The sequence below is a fragment of the Thermopolyspora flexuosa genome, assembly GCF_006716785.1.
Taxonomy (GTDB): Bacteria; Actinomycetota; Actinomycetes; order Streptosporangiales; family Streptosporangiaceae; genus Thermopolyspora; species Thermopolyspora flexuosa.
Window position 1 is genome coordinate 511,581 of record NZ_VFPQ01000001.1, and the last position, 16,764, is coordinate 528,344.

15 protein-coding genes and 1 tRNA gene are annotated in these 16,764 nt (G+C 72.1%); 7 read left to right on the plus strand and 9 right to left on the minus strand.

Translation table 11 applies throughout. From position 1 onward, the window contains the following. Positions 1-9: 9 nt before the first annotated feature. Both FHX40_RS02265 and FHX40_RS02270 read right to left on the minus strand, forming a co-directional pair. A complete protein-coding gene (locus FHX40_RS02265) occupies positions 10-597 on the minus strand; it encodes an NUDIX hydrolase (RefSeq protein WP_229788897.1) in 588 nt (195 codons plus the stop codon). After that, positions 594-1,832, minus strand: a complete 1,239-nt coding sequence (locus tag FHX40_RS02270; RefSeq protein WP_142258065.1) for a zinc-dependent metalloprotease — start codon at positions 1,830-1,832, stop codon at positions 594-596. Before FHX40_RS02270 ends, FHX40_RS02265 begins: the two co-directional genes overlap by 4 nt. Before the next feature lie 171 nt (positions 1,833-2,003). Between FHX40_RS02270 and FHX40_RS02275 the strand changes: the two genes are divergently transcribed. The 7 genes from FHX40_RS02275 to FHX40_RS02305 all read left to right on the plus strand — a co-directional run bounded on the left by FHX40_RS02275 (position 2,004) and on the right by FHX40_RS02305 (position 9,290). Then, entirely contained in the window at positions 2,004-3,041 is a 1,038-nt protein-coding gene (locus FHX40_RS02275; RefSeq protein WP_229788900.1) for an NAD-dependent epimerase/dehydratase family protein, read from the plus strand. A gap of 42 nt (positions 3,042-3,083) precedes the next feature. Continuing rightward, positions 3,084-3,515 carry a molybdenum cofactor biosynthesis protein MoaE gene (locus FHX40_RS02280; protein ID WP_189136226.1) on the plus strand — a complete coding sequence of 144 codons (432 nt, stop codon included), beginning with the start codon at positions 3,084-3,086 and terminating at the stop codon, positions 3,513-3,515. 26 nt (positions 3,516-3,541) lie between these two features. Then, a complete protein-coding gene (locus FHX40_RS02285) occupies positions 3,542-4,609 on the plus strand; it encodes a YlbL family protein (RefSeq protein WP_142258068.1) in 1,068 nt (355 codons plus the stop codon). A 311-nt stretch (positions 4,610-4,920) separates the two neighbouring features. Then, a complete protein-coding gene (locus FHX40_RS02290) occupies positions 4,921-7,779 on the plus strand; it encodes a UPF0182 family membrane protein (RefSeq protein WP_306465712.1) in 2,859 nt (952 codons plus the stop codon). A 129-nt stretch (positions 7,780-7,908) separates the two neighbouring features. After that, positions 7,909-7,982, plus strand: a tRNA-Met gene (locus tag FHX40_RS02295). A gap of 208 nt (positions 7,983-8,190) precedes the next feature. After that, a complete protein-coding gene (locus tag FHX40_RS02300) occupies positions 8,191-8,784 on the plus strand; it encodes a DUF6461 domain-containing protein (protein ID WP_142258070.1) in 594 nt (197 codons plus the stop codon). A gap of 119 nt (positions 8,785-8,903) precedes the next feature. Continuing rightward, on the plus strand, positions 8,904-9,290 hold the full coding sequence (locus FHX40_RS02305; protein WP_142258071.1) for a hypothetical protein: 387 nt from the start codon (positions 8,904-8,906) through the stop codon (positions 9,288-9,290). Positions 9,291-9,455: 165 nt separating this feature from the next. Here the strand turns inward: FHX40_RS02305 and FHX40_RS02310 are convergent, their stop codons facing one another. From FHX40_RS02310 to FHX40_RS02335, 7 genes are all read right to left on the minus strand, one after another. Continuing rightward, complete coding sequence (locus FHX40_RS02310) at positions 9,456-9,803, minus strand: hypothetical protein (RefSeq protein ID WP_142258072.1); 348 nt, start codon at positions 9,801-9,803, stop codon at positions 9,456-9,458. Then, positions 9,719-11,089: a serine/threonine-protein kinase gene (locus FHX40_RS02315; RefSeq protein WP_142258073.1), complete on the minus strand. Its 1,371-nt coding sequence runs from the start codon at positions 11,087-11,089 to the stop codon at positions 9,719-9,721. The genes FHX40_RS02310 and FHX40_RS02315 overlap by 85 nt, the downstream gene beginning before the upstream one ends. An 883-nt stretch (positions 11,090-11,972) precedes the next feature. Further along, on the minus strand, positions 11,973-13,178 hold the full coding sequence (locus FHX40_RS02320) for a GNAT family N-acetyltransferase (RefSeq protein WP_142258074.1): 1,206 nt from the start codon (positions 13,176-13,178) through the stop codon (positions 11,973-11,975). 31 nt (positions 13,179-13,209) lie between these two features. Continuing rightward, positions 13,210-14,202, minus strand: coding sequence for an ABC transporter permease (locus FHX40_RS02325; RefSeq protein WP_142258075.1), 993 nt, complete (start codon positions 14,200-14,202; stop codon positions 13,210-13,212). A 5-nt stretch (positions 14,203-14,207) separates the two neighbouring features. Then, a complete protein-coding gene (locus tag FHX40_RS25375; protein WP_211350137.1) occupies positions 14,208-14,642 on the minus strand; it encodes an ABC transporter permease in 435 nt (144 codons plus the stop codon). Continuing rightward, positions 14,639-15,154: a hypothetical protein gene (locus tag FHX40_RS25380; protein WP_211350138.1), complete on the minus strand. Its 516-nt coding sequence runs from the start codon at positions 15,152-15,154 to the stop codon at positions 14,639-14,641. Before FHX40_RS25380 ends, FHX40_RS25375 begins: the two co-directional genes overlap by 4 nt. Continuing rightward, the gene (locus tag FHX40_RS02335) at positions 15,147-16,763 is read right to left on the minus strand and encodes a dipeptide ABC transporter ATP-binding protein (RefSeq protein WP_142258076.1); all 1,617 of its coding nucleotides are present in this window, start codon (positions 16,761-16,763) and stop codon (positions 15,147-15,149) included. The genes FHX40_RS25380 and FHX40_RS02335 overlap by 8 nt, the downstream gene beginning before the upstream one ends. Position 16,764: the final 1 nt, after the last annotated feature.

Consider the following 16,764-nt stretch of genomic DNA (forward strand, 5'->3'; position numbering starts at 1 on the left):
CGACCGACTTTACCTGGGCGTGACATAACGCGCGTGCAAAGAGCGCGCCCGGGCGACCAGCCGCCGGGTCGCGTCGTCGGTCGGCTCCGGCAGCGCGTCCACCGGGAACCAGCGCAGATCCAGCGACTCGTCGCTGATCACGGCCTCCGCGCCCGGGGGCGCGACCGCGCCGTACTCCAGATCCAGGTGGTAGCTGTGCGGCGGGTGACACCACACCCGGTGCCGGTCGAGCGCGAGCGGCCCCGGCAGCAGCCGCAGGTCCGGGATGCCGGACTCCTCAACGGCCTCCCGCAGCGCGACCTGCGCCACCGTGGTGTCCCCGCGCTCGCAGTGCCCGCCCATGGGCAGCCACATGCCCGCCTTGCCGTGCAGCGTGAGCAGCACCCGCTCCCCGTCGTGGGAGAGCACCGCGGTGGTCGCGGTGACGTGCCCGGGCACGCACTCCCGCCACATGCCGTCCTCGTGCGCGCGCAGGTGCCGCAGGAAGCGCACGCGCAGCTCCTCCTCGGCGGCGGACGGCGCGCGCCACGCCTCCAGCACCGCGATCGCGTCCGCGCGCAGCCCTCCGGCGCGGGACGCCTCCTCCGCCACGCTCACGCGGACGGCGCGGCGTCCCCGCCGCCCGGTGCGGGCCCGTCGCCCTCGTCGTCCCGGCCGCCCTCGCCGAGCGAGGAGATGTCGAAGTCCCCGCCGCCGCGCACGAACGACGTCGGGTCGTCGAGGTCCTCGGCGGTCGGCATGAGGTCGGGGTGGCTCCACACCGCGTCCCGGCCCTCGATGCCCCGGGCGTCCTTGAGCGCCCGCCACAGCGCCGCGGCCTCCCGCAGCCGCCGCGGCCGCAGCTCCAGGCCGACGAGCGTGGCGAAGGTCCGCTCGGCCGGGCCGCCGGTGGCGCGGCGGCGCCGTACCGTCTCGGCGAGCGCGGAGGCGGCGGGCAGCTTGCCGGTGGCCGCGTCGTCGACGACCGTGCTCACCCAGCCTTCGACCAGCGCGAGCAGCGTCTCCAGCCGGGCGAGCGCCGCCTTCTGCCGCTCGGTCTCCTGCGGCTTGATCATCGCGCCGCCGGTGAGGGCCTCCTGGATCGCCTCGGGGTTGGTGAGGTCGAGCCGGCCGAGCTGCTCCTCGAGCGCGGACACGTCGATCGTGATGCCCTTGGCGTACTCCTCGACCGCGCCGATCAGCCGCGCCCGCAGCCACGGCACGTGGTTGAACAGCCGCAGATGGGCCGCCTCGCGCAGGGCGAGGTAGATCCGCACCTCACCCGGCGGGATGTCGAGGCCGTGGCCGAACTTGGCGACGCCGCCGGGCAGCAGCGCGGCGTTCTCCGACAGCGGCAGCCCGATGTCGGAGGAGCCGACCACCTCGCCGGCGAGCGTGCCGAGCGCCTGCCCGATCTGGGTGCCGACCATCACGCCGCTCATCTGCTTGAGCATGCCGATCAGCGGCCCGGCCATCGCCTTGGCCTCCTCGGGCAGGCCGGCCGAGGAGATCGTGCCGCCCATCGTCTCGACCATGCGCTCCGCCAGCGGGTCGCACAGCTGCTTCCACACCGGCACGGTCTTCTCGATCCACTCCGACCGGCTCCACGCCTCCGGAGAGTTGATCCCGCTGGGCAGCGTGGTCACCTCGTTCAACCAAAGATCCGCCAGCTGGAGCGCGTCGACGATCTCGCGTCGCTCACCCTCCATTACGCTGGGGTCACCTTCGGTCGCGACCGCGCGGCGGGCGATGTGCTTGGCCATGTCCCAGTTGACCGGCCCGGAGGAGGGGGCGGACAGCATGTCGGCGAACTGCCGCATGGCGGCCGCCATCTGCTCCAGGTCGACGAACATGGAGAACGGGTTTTCGTTGGGGTCGTTTTCGCGACCTGGCAGGTCTGTCACCGCTCTACCTCGTGCAGGATGGAGGAGTCCACACCGCCACGTTAGCCGCCATATGCAGGATCAGTGTAAAGCGAGGACCTCGTGCCAACCTCGAAACGTCATCGCCGCCCGGTCGTCGCCGTGACGGGCGCGGCCAGTGGAATCGGCCGGGCGTTCCTCGCCCGGGTCGCCTCGTCTGCGGAGTTCCGCCGCGTGGTGGCGATCGACGACCACCGGGGGGACGTCTCGGAGGTGACCTGGCGGGTGCTCGACGTACGGGATCCGCTCTTGGCGAACCGGATCTCCGACGTCGACGTCCTGGTCCATCTCGGCGGCGACTTCGCGCTCGACTCCGACCCGGCGGCCCGCCGCGCCTACAACCTGCGCGCCGCCGAGACCGTGCTCACCGCCTGCGCCGCCGCCCGGGTGCGCCGGGCCGTACTCGTCACCAGCGCGATGGTGTACGGCGCGGCCCCCGACAACCCGGTCCCGCTGCCGGAGGACGCGCCGGTGGCGGCCGAGCCGACCGCCGGAATCGTCGGCGACTACCTGGAGATCGAGGCGCTGGCGCGGCGCTCGCTGCGCAGCCACCCGGGGCTGGAGGTCACCGTGCTGCGCCCGGCCACGCTCGTCGGCCCCGGCGTGGACACCGTGCTCACCCGCCACTTCGAGGCGCCGCGGCTGCTCACCGTGAAGGGCTGCTCGCCGCGCTGGCAGTTCTGCCACGTCGACGACCTGGTGTCGGCGCTCGAGCTCGCCGCGCTCGGCGCGGTTTCCGGCGTGGTGGCGGTGGGCTGCGACGGCTGGCTGGAGATGGAGCAGGTCGAGGAGATCTCCGGGCTGCGCCGCCTGGAGCTGCCCGCGGGACTCACCTTCGGTACGGCACAGCGGCTGCACCGGCTCGGGTTCACCCCGGCCCCGGCCACCGACCTGCACTACGTCGTCTATCCGTGGGTGGTGGACTGCGCCACGCTGCGCGCCGCCGGATGGAAGCCGAGCTGGACCAACGAGGCGGCGCTGCGGCAGCTCATCGAGCTGCGCGAGGGCAGGCACGCGGTGGTGGGCCGCCGGGTCTCCGGCAAGGACGCGACGCTCACCGCGGCCACCGCGGCCGGCGCCACCGCGGCGCTCATCGGCACCGCCGCGATCGTCCGCCGGGTGCGCAGGCGCCGCGCCTGAGCACCCGGCCCCGCCGATTCCGGGACGAGTAGGCTGCACATCGTGGACGTCATCCGACTGCTCGGCATTCGCGACACCCCCCTGTCCGTGGACGAGGTGGTCGCCTCGGTGGCCGACCACGCCGCCGGCGGCACGACGCTGTTCATTGGCACGGTCCGGGAGGAGGACCACGGCAAGCGGGTCACCCGCCTGGCCTACGAGGCGCACCCCACCGCGGAGGCGGAGCTGCGCCGGGTCGCGGAGAAGATCGCCGCCGACTTCCCGGTCACCGCGATCGCCGCGGTCCACCGGGTCGGCGAGCTCGCCCTCGGCGACATCGCGGTGATCGTCGCGGTCGCCGCGCCGCACCGCGGCGAGGCGTTCGCCGCGTCCCGGCGGCTCATCGACGACCTGAAGGCCCAGGTGCCGATCTGGAAGCACCAGTTCTTCGCGGACGGCACGAGCGAGTGGGTCGGGGCCTGCGAGGCGTCCTGATCGCGACCCGCGCGTAGAGTTCCCTCATGTCCCGACGCGCACTGACCCTGTTGCTGGCGGGCCTGCTGACGCTCCTGCTCGGTGCGGTCGGCGCCTGGTTGCCCGTGCCGTACGTGGTGCTGAGCCCCGGGCCCACCGAGAACACCCTCGGCGAGGTCCAGGGCAGGCCGGTGATCCGGATCGAGGGGCGCGAGACCTATCCGACCACCGGCGGGCTCAACCTCGTCACCGTGGCCTACCAGGGCGGCCCCGGCAGCGGCATCAACCTGCTCACCGCGCTGCGCGGCTGGGTGGACCCGACCACGGCCGTGGTGCCGCAGGAGACGATCTTCCCGGCGACCGACAGCGTGCAGGAGGTCGAGGAGCGCAACACCCGGGAGATGAGCAACTCCCAGCAGCTCGCCACGGCCGCCGCGCTCAACGAGCTGAAGATCCCGATCCGCACCGTGATCGCGGTGCAGGGCACCCAGAAGGGCTCGCCGGCGCACGGCAGGCTGCAGGTGGGCGACGAGATCGTCTCCGTGGACGGCCGGGAGGTGTCCACCACCGACGAGATCGCGGCCGCGGTGCAGCGGCACCAGCCGGGCGAGCGGGTGCGCTTCGTGGTGGAGCGGAAGGGCAAGCGGGTCACCGTGGACCTCAACGCGGTCGCCGCGGGGAACGGCCGCGTCCAGGTCGGGGTGCTGATGGCCCCGCAGTTCAAGTTCCCCTTCACCGTGGACATCACCGTGGGCGACGTGGGCGGCCCGAGCGCGGGCCTGATGTTCGCCCTCGGCATCTACGACAAGCTCACCCCGGGCTCGCTCACCGGCGGCAAGACGATCGCCGGCACCGGGACGATCGACGAGCAGGGCCGGGTGGGCCCGATCGGCGGCATCCAGCAGAAGATGGTGGGCGCCCGCCGCAGCGGCGCCACGATCTTCCTCACCCCGGCGGCGAACTGCGCCGAGGCGGTCAGGGCGGTGCCGGACGGGCTGCGCCTGGTGAAGGTGGAGACGCTGCGCGGGGCGCTCGACGCGATCGAGGCGCTCAACAGCGGCGACAAGGCCGCCGCGGACCGGGTGCCGACCTGCACCTCGGTCTCCGCCGACTGATCCGCGCATCCGGCCCGGTGCCGGATGCGCTTGCGGAAGCGTGAGGCCCTCGTGCGGGACGTGGGACCACCACCGGCCGGGACGTACCATTGACCGACATCACTGACCGACACACATTCCGACACCGAAACGGAGCTCGTTCGGGAACCACGGCGGCCGATGGGTCGTTAGGGGGCGTGAACGACGCTCCCAGTGTGTACGTTGCCACTGACGGACCGATGCTCTGAGACGAGGGGTGGGCGTTGAGCTTCCGGACCCCCGGAGCCGGCCGGGCGATGCGCTTGCCCCGCCGGCCAAGACTGTTGCTTCCCGTGCTGATCGCCCTCGGGGCGATCGTGCTGCTGTTCTACATCTTCACCGGGATCTACACCGACTACCTGTGGTACGAGTCGGTGAACTACACCACGGTCTTCTCCACCGTGGTGTGGACCCAGGTGCTGCTGTTCGCGGTGGGCGCCCTGCTCATGGTCGGCATCGTCGGGGGCAACATGCTCCTGGCGTACCGGATCCGGCCGCGGTTCGGCATCGGCATGTTCGGCAGCGCCTCCGGCGCCGACCGGTACCGCATGGCGGTGGACCCGCATCGTAAGGTCATCTTCCTCATCGGCATGGGGCTGCTCGCCCTGTTCGCCGGGTCCTCGACCGCGGGGCAGTGGCGCACGTGGCTGCCCTTCTTCAACCGGACGCCGTTCGGCGTGCGCGATCCGCAGTTCGACCTGGACGTCTCGTTCTTCATGTTCACGCTTCCGTTCATACGGATGCTGCTGAACTTCCTGTTCACCGCGGTGATCCTGTCGATCATCGCGGCCGCGATCGTGCACTACCTGTACGGCGGCTTCCGGCTGGGGCAGCCCGGCGGGGTGCACGCCACGCGCGGCGCCCGCGCCCACCTGTCCGCGCTGCTCGGCGTGTTCGTCCTGCTCAAGGCCGTGGCCTACTGGGTGGACCGGTACGACCTGGCGTTCTCCGAGCGCGGCTTCGTGCACGGCCCGTCCTACACCGACGTCAACGCCGTGCTGCCCGCGAAGACGATCCTGGCGATCATCGCGCTGCTGTGCGCGGCGCTGTTCTTCGCCGGCGTGGTACGGCCCGGCGGCATGCTGCCCGGCGTCGCGTTCGGCCTGCTCGTGCTCTCGGCCGTGCTGATCGGCGGCGTCTACCCGGCGCTGGTCGAGCAGTTCCAGGTCAAGCCGAACCAGCAGGCGATGGAGGCGCCGTACATCCAACGCAACATCGAGGCGACACGGAAGGCGTACGGCGTAGAGGACGCGCAGGTCGAGGAGTACAACGCGGTCACCAACGCCGCGCAGGCCAAGGCGCAGGAGGACGACACCGTCCCCGGCGTGCGGCTGCTCGACCCGTCGCTCATCTCCTCCAGCTACCAGCGCTGGCAGGGCTTCCGTGACTACTACCAGTTCCCGGTCAAGCTCGACATCGACCGCTACACGATCAACGGCGTGGAGACCGACACCGTGGTCGCGGTCCGCGAGGTGAAGGCCCCGGAGACCAACAACTGGATCAACCGGCACCTCGTGTACACCCACGGCTACGGCATGGTCGCGGCCCCCGGCAACAAGGTCAGCGACGAGGGCAACCCCGACTTCGTCGAGGCGAACATCCCGCCGTCGAACGCGCTCGGCACCTACGAGCCGCGCATCTACTTCGGCGAGAACTCGCCCGAATACTCCGTGGTCGGCGGCGGCAAGATCGAGCTCGACTACGTCGACGACACCAACCGCCAGGTCAGCACGCAGTACACCGGCAAGGGCGGCGTGCCGATCGGCTCGTTCTTCAACCGCCTGCTGTACGCGGCGAAGTACAACGAGCCGAACTTCATCCTCTCCGGCGCGATCAACGAGAAGTCGAAGATCCTCTACATCCGCAACCCGCGGGAGCGGGTGCAGCAGGTGGCGCCCTTCCTCACCCTCGACGGCGACCCGTACCCGGCGATCGTGGGCGGGCGCATCCTGTGGATCATCGACGGCTACACGATCTCCAACGCCTACCCGTACTCGCAGAGCAACAGCCTGCGGGACATGACCCGGGACACCTCCACCGAGGCGCACCGCGTCGTCGGCCAGCCCGCCGACCGGATCAACTACATCCGCAACTCGGTGAAGGCGACGGTGGACGCCTACGACGGCACCGTCACCCTGTACGCCTGGGACGACAGCGACCCGCTGCTGCGCACCTGGCAGAAGGCCTTCGGCGGGGACATCATCAAGCCCCGCTCGGAGATCAGCCCCGAGCTGAAGGCGCACCTGCGCTACCCGACGGACCTGTTCAAGGTGCAGCGGGAGATCCTCTCGAAGTACCACGTCACCGAGGCGCAGGCGTTCTTCAGCAACACGAACGTGTGGAACGTCCCGGACGACCCGAACGCCAAGGGCATCCGCCAGCCTCCCTACTACGTGACGCTGCGCATGCCCGGCTCGGACAAGCCCACGTTCTCCCTCACCAGCACGTTCACCAAGGGTGAGGCGCAGCTCGCGGCGTTCATGGCCGTGGAGGCGACCACCGAGGACGCCAACGCCCGCATCCGCATCCTGCAGCTGCCGGCCGGTAGCCCGATCCAGGGCCCGGTCCAGGTGCAGACGAACTTCAAGGCGGCGATCGCGAACGATCCCACCTTCCAGCGGAGCGGCTCCACCGAGCCGATCTTCGGCAACCTGCTGACCCTGCCGTACCGGGGCGGCCTGCTCTACGTGCAGCCGATCTACGTGCAGGTGAAGGACGCGGTCAAGCAGTACCCCGTGCTCACCCGCGTCATGGTGATGTTCGGCAGCGGCCAGGTGGGCCACGGCCGCACCCTGGAGGAGGCGCTCCAGCAGGTGTTCGGCAGGAGCGACGCGCAGGGCGAGCGGTCGGAGTCCGAGACCCGCGAGGAGACCGCCACCGAGCGGACCGCGGTGGCGGACGCCGCCGACAAGGTGAAGAAGGCCTACGAGGACGCCCAGGAGGCCTTCAAGGCCGGTGACTGGGCCAAGTACGGCGAGGCGCAGAAGGCGCTCAGCGAGGCGATCAAGGAGATGGAGGAGGCGGTGCGCCGCGCCGAGAGCGCGCCGTCCCCGTCGCCCTCGCCGACGACCTCGCCCGAGCCGGCCGAGTCCCCGTCGCCGTCACCTTCGCCGACGGCGAGCCCGGAGGGATCCCCGCCACCGGGCGCCTAGCCCAGGCTGACGACCGGCCCCACGCCTCGAACGCACAGGTGTGGGGCCGTGTCGTTCCGGGGCACTCACGGCGCTCCCGTCTCGATTTGCATCCGGTACCGCGGGGCCGATAACCTAAAGGCACACCGACGCGGGGTGGAGCAGTTCGGTAGCTCGCTGGGCTCATAACCCAGAGGTCGTAGGTTCAAATCCTACCCCCGCTACGAAGAAGAGGCCCGGTCTCCGGCAACGGAGGCCGGGCCTCTGCGCGTGTGGAGAGCATGTCGATCGGCCATGCAGCAAGAGCGTCGCCGGCCTCTCTCGGCACCAGGCGCATCCTGAGCCGCTCGCCAGGACAAGGCTTCCCGAGCCCGCTCGGATAGTGGATCATGGTGGCACACCGCCACCGAGGGCCGTTAGGAGCCTTTTGTGATGTCCGCCGCAAACAGATATGCCGAGCTGCTGGAAACGGGGATATCGGACCAGGTGTGCCTGACCTGGTGTCGCATCGGGGACGTGGAGGAGGTCGCGCGCCGCTTCGGCGCGGACCCGGCGACCGGGACGTGGGAGGACTTCCTCGACGTCGACTTCCCGGAGGTGGGCGCCGCCGTACAGCTCGTACCGCTGGGCGGATGGACGCTCGCCGTCGAGCCCTATGGGCTCGAGGGGGTGCGGCCAGAGGTCGCCGAGGAGCTTTCCCGCGACGAGGGCCGCGCGTTCGCCGTCTACTGGAACGTGAACCTGGGCAGCGATGTCGTGTACGCCGAGAACGGCCGCGTCCTCACCACGTTCGACCTGATGGCGGACATCGGGGAGCGGGCGGGGAGCGACCCCGCGGCGCTGGACGGGATGCTGGCCCGGGTAGGACTGCACGGCGGCCTGCCGGCCCGTGCCCGCAAGGAACGGGCACTCGCACTGGGCGAGGAGATCAGCGGGCAGACGCTCACGGTGGACCTGTTCCGCTCCCCGGTGCGGACGTTCACGATCACCGATCCGCTCCCGGACGCGATCATCCCTCCCGCCTAGACGCGATCATCCCTCCCGCCTACCTGCATCCGCGGGCGGCCTTCCTCGCCGAGCCGGAGTTCGCGCGCCTGCTCGCCGACCCGTCGGAGGCCACGGTCCCGGACGTCGTCCGGTCGCTCGTGTCGATCGTCGTCGATGCCACCGGGCTCGACCATCCGCTCGTGCCGGAGGTCATCCGGCTGGTGACGGACGGGGAGCGCGCACCGGGGGAGCGGGAGGCGCTACGGAATCGGCTGTTGACGCAGGCCCATGAGTACCGTGAGCGGACCGGCGCGCTGCTGCGGGAGAACACGCCGGAGGCCGCGGAAGAGGCGGCTCGGATGGAACGCATCGGGCTTCCGCTGCTGGTGCTCGGTGAGGCTCTTGGTTCACCGGCCGTGTCGGCGGCAGAGGGCGCGGCCATGACGGCCATCCGCCTGAACCTGCGGGACCGGACGGACGTGATGCGCCTGATCGTGCTCCGCAACCTCCTCAGACACATCGAGTACCGGCAGCGACGGTCCTGAGCCTGCTTTCGTCCCGGTGCCGAGGCCGCGGGACGACAGGATGTGCCCCCTGCACGAGGGGCCGCGGGCGGTTTCCGGTGTCTGCGGGTGAACGCCCGGCCGTACGGGTGTGACCAGGACTCCCGTCAGGACGTGGGTCACCGGATGCCGCGGTACCGGCGACCGTCAGCCGTCGGCGCTGCGGCCCTCGATCTCCTCGAGGGCGATCGGGCCGCGCGTGCCGCGCAGGGCGAAGCCGTGGCGCCACTCGGTGTGGTTCTGGAGGGCGGTCGGCGGCTCGATCCGGACCTCGGTGAGCTTGCGCCACTCCTCGCCGATCTGCGCGTACGCGATCGCCATGTCACCGGACACCGCGAGGGCGAGCCTGTCGCCGGGGTTGAGCCGCTGCGGGGCCTTGTTGGGCTTGTGCCGGGGCACGCCCCCGATGATCACGTCGATGCCGACCTCCTTGCGGGTGTTGTTGTACCAGGCACCGACGTAGTTGGTCGCGTCCTTGATCCGGCCGGCGAACACGCTGTCCTCGGACGCCCGGTGTTGGCGAACGGGCCCAGGGTGATGATGGTGACCGTGCTGCCGGAGGACGGGGTGCCGCTCAGCGCGAACCAGCCGTAGAACCCCTGGCCGTCGGCGATGATGCGGCCGCCCCCGAAGCCGGGCGTCGGCGGCGCCTCGAAGGACGCGATCTGCGGGTTCCTGGGCCGGATGGTCTCGTACCCGCCGCGCGAGGGGTCGTCGAACGTCTCGATCGTGTCCCGCTTGGGGTACGCGTTGAGGTCGAGCGCCGGGCGCGGCCCGGCCGAGGCGGCGACCTGGGGACCGTTGCCGGCGCGGCCGTCGGCGCCGGTGCCGTCGGGGAGCAGGAAGGGCAGGAGGATCGCGCCCGCGACGAGGGCGACCCCGGTCGCCACGGTTCCGGCGAGGACCAGCGGACGGCGTGAGGGGCGCGTCTCCTGGTCGCGGAGGGACCGGGTCATGGCGGGCCCCACCGCCGGGGCGGGCGGCACCCGGTGGTCGGGCCACGGGCCCTGGGCGGTGGTCAGCCTGCGCAGCAGGTCCTCGGCGGTCGGCCGGTCGCCGGGGTGCTTGGCGAGGCAGGTGGCCACCAGCGAGCGGAGCGGCTCGGGCACCCCGGCCAGGTCGGGGTCCTTGTTGAGGATCGCGTTGAGGATCGACGGGATCGTGTCGCCGTTGAACGGCAGCCGCCCGGTCGCCGCGAACACCATCGTGACGCCCCAGGAGAAGATGTCCGAGGCGGGCGTGACCGGCTCCCCGGCGAGCAGCTCGGGGGACATGAACGCGGGCGTGCCGGTCACCTGGGTGGAGGTGGTCATCGCGTCGAGGGCCCGGGCGATGCCGAAGTCGATCAGCACGGGGCCCTCGGGGCCGAGGATCACGTTCGCCGGTTTGACGTCGCGGTGCACGATCCCGGCGCGGTGGATCGAGGCGAGCGCGGTGAGCGTGCTGATCGCCAGCCGCTGCAGCCCGCCCCCGGTGCGCGGGCCGTCCTCCCGCACCATGGTGAGCAGCGACGGCCCGGGCACGTACTCGCTCACGATGTACGGCTGGTCGCCGAGCATGCCGGTGCCGATCACCCGCGCGGTGCAGAACGGCGCCACGCTGGCCGCGACCTGCGCCTCGCGCAGGAACCGGCGCCGGGCGTCAGGGTCGGCGACGGCCGAAGGGTGGAGTACCTTGATCGCCACGCGGCCGTAGGTGGGGGACTCGGCGAGGTAGACAGCCCCCTGCCCGCCGGCACCGAGCTGTCGTACGACCCTGAACTCCCCGATCTGTTCCGGCATATTCCCGCCGGTAATCCGGGACCACGTCACCCAGCCCCCCAAATCACTCCATGGCGACCGAATGCCGCCCTCAGCCTATCGCGGTAGCAGGATAAGGAGCTCGGCCGGTAACGCGATTGCCGGACATGAAAATTCCACAACCGCATACCTGCGGTGGTGAGGACGGATTGCGCCTGAGGCGGGTATTCCGAACCGGTGGAAACAGGGATTGCGGAGCGGGTGTGTCCCACCTGGTGCCGAATCCGTGACGTGGCGCAGATGGCCCGCAGGCCCCAGCGGATCCGGCGACGAGGAGATGGGCGGCCCCGGCTCTCGGGCGTCCCAGCCCTGGTAGCGGCCGGATTCCCGCACCTCGCGTCGCCGGGTGCGTGGACTGCGGCGGTGGAGCCCCGGCTGGGCCAGAGGATTCGACCGGCGATTCCGGAGGCTTTCCCGAGAAGGGGGCGCCGTCACCGCCTTCTGGAATATTGATCTGGGCGGCTGGCGATTTCCGCCGAGAACGGCCGCATCGTCACCTCGTTCAACCCGGCGGGGAGCACCGAGCGGCGGTCGGGCAACGATCCGCCGGCCTTGGACGAGGTTCTGGCCCGGCTTGATTCACCGATGACCTGCCGCCCGGACCCGCAAAGAACTGCGATTTTCATCGGACGAGGCGAGCAGCGGGCGCGCCCTGACGGCCGGCCTGTCCCGCCCTCCGCTGTCGGCCTTCACGATCACCGGCCCGATCGTCCCCGCCGAGTACCTGCATCCGCGGGCGGCCTTCCTGGACGAGCCGGAGTTCGCGCGTCTGCCGGCGCACCCGCCCGGCCGGCGGCGCCGGCACCCACCGGGGCGGCCGGGCGGGCGTCCGGTGGGTGCCCGGCGGAATCGAAGGCCGTGCCGCCTAGAAGATCGTGCCGGCGAACGGCAGGGCGTCCGTGGCGAACAGCTCGTCGGCCACCGCCACGGCCTCGGCGCGGTGCACGGTCACCCGTCCCGCCCGCACGTGCTGCCACCAGCGCGACCCGCCCAGGTACAGGGCGGCGAGGGTGGCCACGTCCACCGACAGGTCGGGCGGCGCCGTGGTGCGGGCCGCGCCCTCGGCGCTGATCAGATAGGCGCCGGTGTTCTGCGGCAGCAGCTCGTCGGCGACCTCCACGACGACCGAGCCCGCGCCCCGGTAGCGACGCCGGGCCAGCGCGGTGGGCACGTCGACGAGCCGCAGCCACGTCTCGTCCCGGACGGCGACCGTCCGGACCGCCCGCTCGTCGGTGAGCAGCAGCGGCAGCGGATCGTCCGGCGCGGTGGCCGGCAGCACGATCCGGTCGACGAGGTCCAGGTCGAGCAGGTACCGCACCAGCCCGGCGTACGCCTCCGGCGATCCGGCGACGAGGTCGTCGACCACGATCGTGCGCTCCGGAGTGGTGAACCACTCCGCCGTGCCGATCGGGTGGTAGCGCAGGTACCCGTCCTCGGCCCCGTCGTCCCCGTGCACGACCGCGTACCAGGGGCCGGGGTCCGCGGCCTGGCGCACCTCCAGCTGCCGCCACCAGACCGCGGGCCGCCCGATCGCCCCGGTCCACGTCGCCGCCGACTCGTAGATCTGGGCGAACAGCTTCCACGAGGCGGGGTCGGCGAGCCGTACCCGGCCGCCGCGCGGCGCGGTCGGGCGCAGCCGGGCCCGCCGCCGGTACACCTCCCGGCGGGCGGACGAGCCCGCGACGCCGTACCCGAACCGCTCGTAGATGCCCCCTTCCGAGGCCCGCAGGGTGGCGACGGCCTCGCCCTTCGCCGCGATCTCGGCGAGCTGGCGGCGCATGAGCGCGGTCGCCACGCCCCGGCGGGTGTGCGTGGGCAGCACGCCGACGTGCGTGACCGCGGCGTGCGGCAGCCGCTCCCCGCCCGGCACCACGAGCGTGCTCGCGTACGAGTCGGCGGTGCCGACCAGCTCGCCGCCGTCGAAGACGCCGAGGGTACGGCCGGGCTCGAAGAACGGGATGGGGTCCGTGCCGGGCGGCAGCGGCGGCAGGCCGACCATTGCGGTGCGGAACGTCACGAACGCGGCGAGCAGCTCGTCGTCCCTGCTCAGCACGCGTACCTCGAAACTCAACGGTGGTCCTTTCTCGAACGCACGGGACGGTTCAGCGGGAGGCGGCCGGGTCGCGCAGATACGTGATCACGTCCACGACGAACCCGGAGATCACGAAGAACGTCGCGGCGAGGATCGTGGTGCCGATCACGACGGGGAAGTCGCCGCTCAGCGCCGACTCGACGGCGAGCCGTCCGACCCCGTCGAGGCCGAAGATCTGCTCCGTCACGATCGCCCCTCCCATCAGCGCGGCGAGCTCGAGCCCGCCCAGCGTGATGATCGGGTTGAGCGCCGCGCGCAGGGCGTGATCGAAGTGGATGCGGCGCTCGCTCACCCCCTTGGCCCGCGCGGTACGGATGTAGTCCGAGCCGAGCACGTCGAGCATGTTCGCCCGCACCACGCGTTGGAACACCCCGATCTCGGCGATCGCGATCGTCAGCCAGGGCAGCGCGAGATGCCGTGCCCATTCAACCGGATCCTCGGTGAACGCCACATAGCCCCCGCTCGGGAACCAGCGGACGCCGTACGTGGAGAGCGTGAAGTAGAGGAAGTACGACAGCAGGATCCCGGTGACGAAGGTCGGTACGGCGAGCCCGGCGGAGCAGAACGTGGAGATGACCCGGTCCGTCCAGGAGCCCGGCCGCCGCGCCGCGGCCACGCCGAGCAGGATCGACAGCGTCATCCAGATCACCAGCGCGCCGAGCGCCAGCGACAGCGTCACCGGGATCTTGGACAGGATCAGCTCGGTGACCGGCTGCTGCCGCCGGAACGAGTACCCGAGCGCGGGCGGCCAGTGGAACAGCCCCATCGGCGCGCCCTGGACGTCCGGCCCCCGGTACAGGTAGTGCCAGAGCTGCAGGTACCACGGCTCGTCGAGGCGGAGCGCCCGGGTGATGCCGTCGAGGGTCTCCTGGGTGGCGTTCCGCGGCGCGAGCACCGCGGCCGGGTTGCGGTAGGCGATCCGGGTCAGCGCGAACGTGAGCACCAGTACGGCGAGCAGGGTGAGCAGCGCCCGGGCCGCGTGGGCGAACAGGTGTCGTGCCATGGCGGCTACCTCTGGGGGTCGAGGACGTTGCGGATGCCGGCGCCGATCGCGTTGAACCCCAGCACGGTGACGAACATCGCGATCGCCGGGGCGAGCAGGAACCACGGCTGCACCTGGTAGAGCGAGGTGCGCTGCGCCTCGGCGATCATGTTGCCCCAGCTCGCCGTGGGCGCCTGCACGCCCACCCCGAGGAACGACAGGGTCGCCTCGGCGAGGATGTTCGCCGGCAGCTGGACCGCCCAGTAGACCGCCACCACCGGGAGCACGTTGGGCAGGATCTCCCGGACGAGCAGCCTGCGGCGGCTCACCCCGATCGTCAGCGCCGCCTCCACGAACGGCCGGTTGCGGAGCACGACGACGAGCCCGCGGGTGAGCTGGGCGAAGTAGGTCCAGGCGAACAGCGAGATCACCAGGATGACGAGCAGGACCGGGTCGATCACCGGCCGCCCGTCGGCCCCGCGGTTGAGCGCGACCAGGCTGAGCGCGTCACCACGAACGGGAAGGACAGCGCGATGTCCGTGCCGAAGGAGAGCACCCGGTCGGCGGCTCCCGGGAAGAACCCGGCGACCAGGCCCACCGCGGTCCCGGCGACGAGCGCGAGGGTGGTCGCCGGGATGCCGACGAGCAGGGAGATCCGCGCACCGTAGAGCGTGCGGACCAGCACGTCGCGGCCGTTGCCGTCCGCGCCCAGCAGGAACTCCGCGTTCGGCCCGACCGGCAGCCCCTCCGGGGTGAGCGCCTCGGCGCGGAACTGCTGGTCCGGGCCGTGCCCGGTCAGCGCCGCCGCGACCGGGGCGAGCAACGCGGCGAGCACGACGAGCCCGACGAGGACGAGGCCGAACCGGGTGGACCGCTCGGCGAGGATCGCGCGCAGCGCCGGGAACCGGCGGCCGTTCTCGGCGTCGTACGGCCCGGCCGGCCCGGCGGGCTCGAGGACCGGCGGGCTAGACACGGGCCACCCGCCCCGGGATCGAGTCGAGCAGCTCGCGGGTGTAGGGGTGCTGCGGGTCGTGGAACACCCGGCGGACCGGCCCCGCCTCCACCACCCGGCCCCGCCGCAGCACGACCACCCGCTCGCACAGCTCGGCCACGACCCCGAGATCGTGCGAGATGAACAGGAAGGACGTGCCGAGCTCGGCGCGCAGCCGCCGGATCAGGGCGACGATCTGGGCCTGGGTGGTGATGTCGAGCGCGGACAGCGGCTCGTCCGCCACGACCAGCGCGGGCCGCAGCGCGACCGCGCGGGCGATCGCGACGCGCTGCCGCTGCCCGCCGGAGAGCTGCGCGGGGAACCGGTGCAGCACCGCGGGCGGGAGCTCGACCCGGCGCACCAGCGCCTCGACCCGGTCGCGGATCTCCGCCGCGGTCAGGCCGGTGTTCACCACGTACGGCTCGGCGAGCGTGGCGGCCACGGTTCGCCGCGGGTTGAGGCTGCCGTACGGGTCCTGGAACACCACCTGGATCGCGGTGCGCAGGTCGCGGCGGAGCCGCAGCGGCCCCCGGCCGGGCGCGTTGTACACCTCGTCGCGCAGCGCCACCGTGCCCGCGGTGGGCCGGAGCAGGCCCGCCACGATCCGGCCGAGCGTGGACTTGCCCGACCCCGACTCGCCGACCAGCCCGACGATCTCGCCCTCGCGCACCTCGAGCGAGACGCCGGTGAGCGCGGTGACCGGGTCCTTGCGGCCCCGCCTGCGGTAGGCCATGTGCAGGCCGGTGGCCGCGAGCAGCGGGCGGGCCTCCCGGGGCGCGGCCGCGGGCGGCTCCGCCACGTCCGCGAGCGCGGCCCCGCGCCGGGCCGCCCCGAGCAGCTCCCGGGTGTAGGGGTGGCCCGGGGCGGTGGTGATCTCCGCGATGGGCGCGATCTCGACGATCTCGCCGCCGCGCATCACGGCCACGTCGTCGGCGATCTCGGAGACCACGGCGAGGTCGTGGCTGACCAGGATCAGCGCGGTGCCGTACCGCTCCTGCAGCCGTCGCAGCAGCCGCAGGATCGCGGCCTGCACGGTCACGTCGAGCGCGGTGGTCGGCTCGTCCGCGATGATCAGCTCGGGCCGGAGCGCGATCGCCATCGCGATCATCGCCCGCTGGCGCATGCCGCCGGAGAACCGGTGCGGATGGTCGTCGATCCGCCGCTCGGGGTCGTCGATGCCCACCTCGGCGAGCAGGTCGATCACCCGGCGGCGCAGCGCGGCCCGCCCGATGCGCTCGTGCGCCGTGATCGCCTCGCCGATCTGCGCGCCGATGGTCTTGAGCGGGTGCAGGTTGCTCAGCGGGTCCTGGAACACGAACCCGATGTGCCGGCCTCGGACGGCGCGCAGCCGGGCCCGGGGGAGGCGCAGCAGGTCGGCCTCCCGGAACCGGGCGCTCCCGCGCACCTCGGCGGTCTCCGGCAGCAGCCCGGTGGCGGCGAGCAGCGAGACGCTCTTGCCCGAGCCGGACTCGCCGACGATCGCCAGCGTACGGCCCGGCTCCACGGCGAACGACACGCCGCGGACGGCTGCCGTGACCCGTCCGCGGCGCCGGAACGTGACGCTCAGGTCCTCCACGGAGAACAGTGCCATG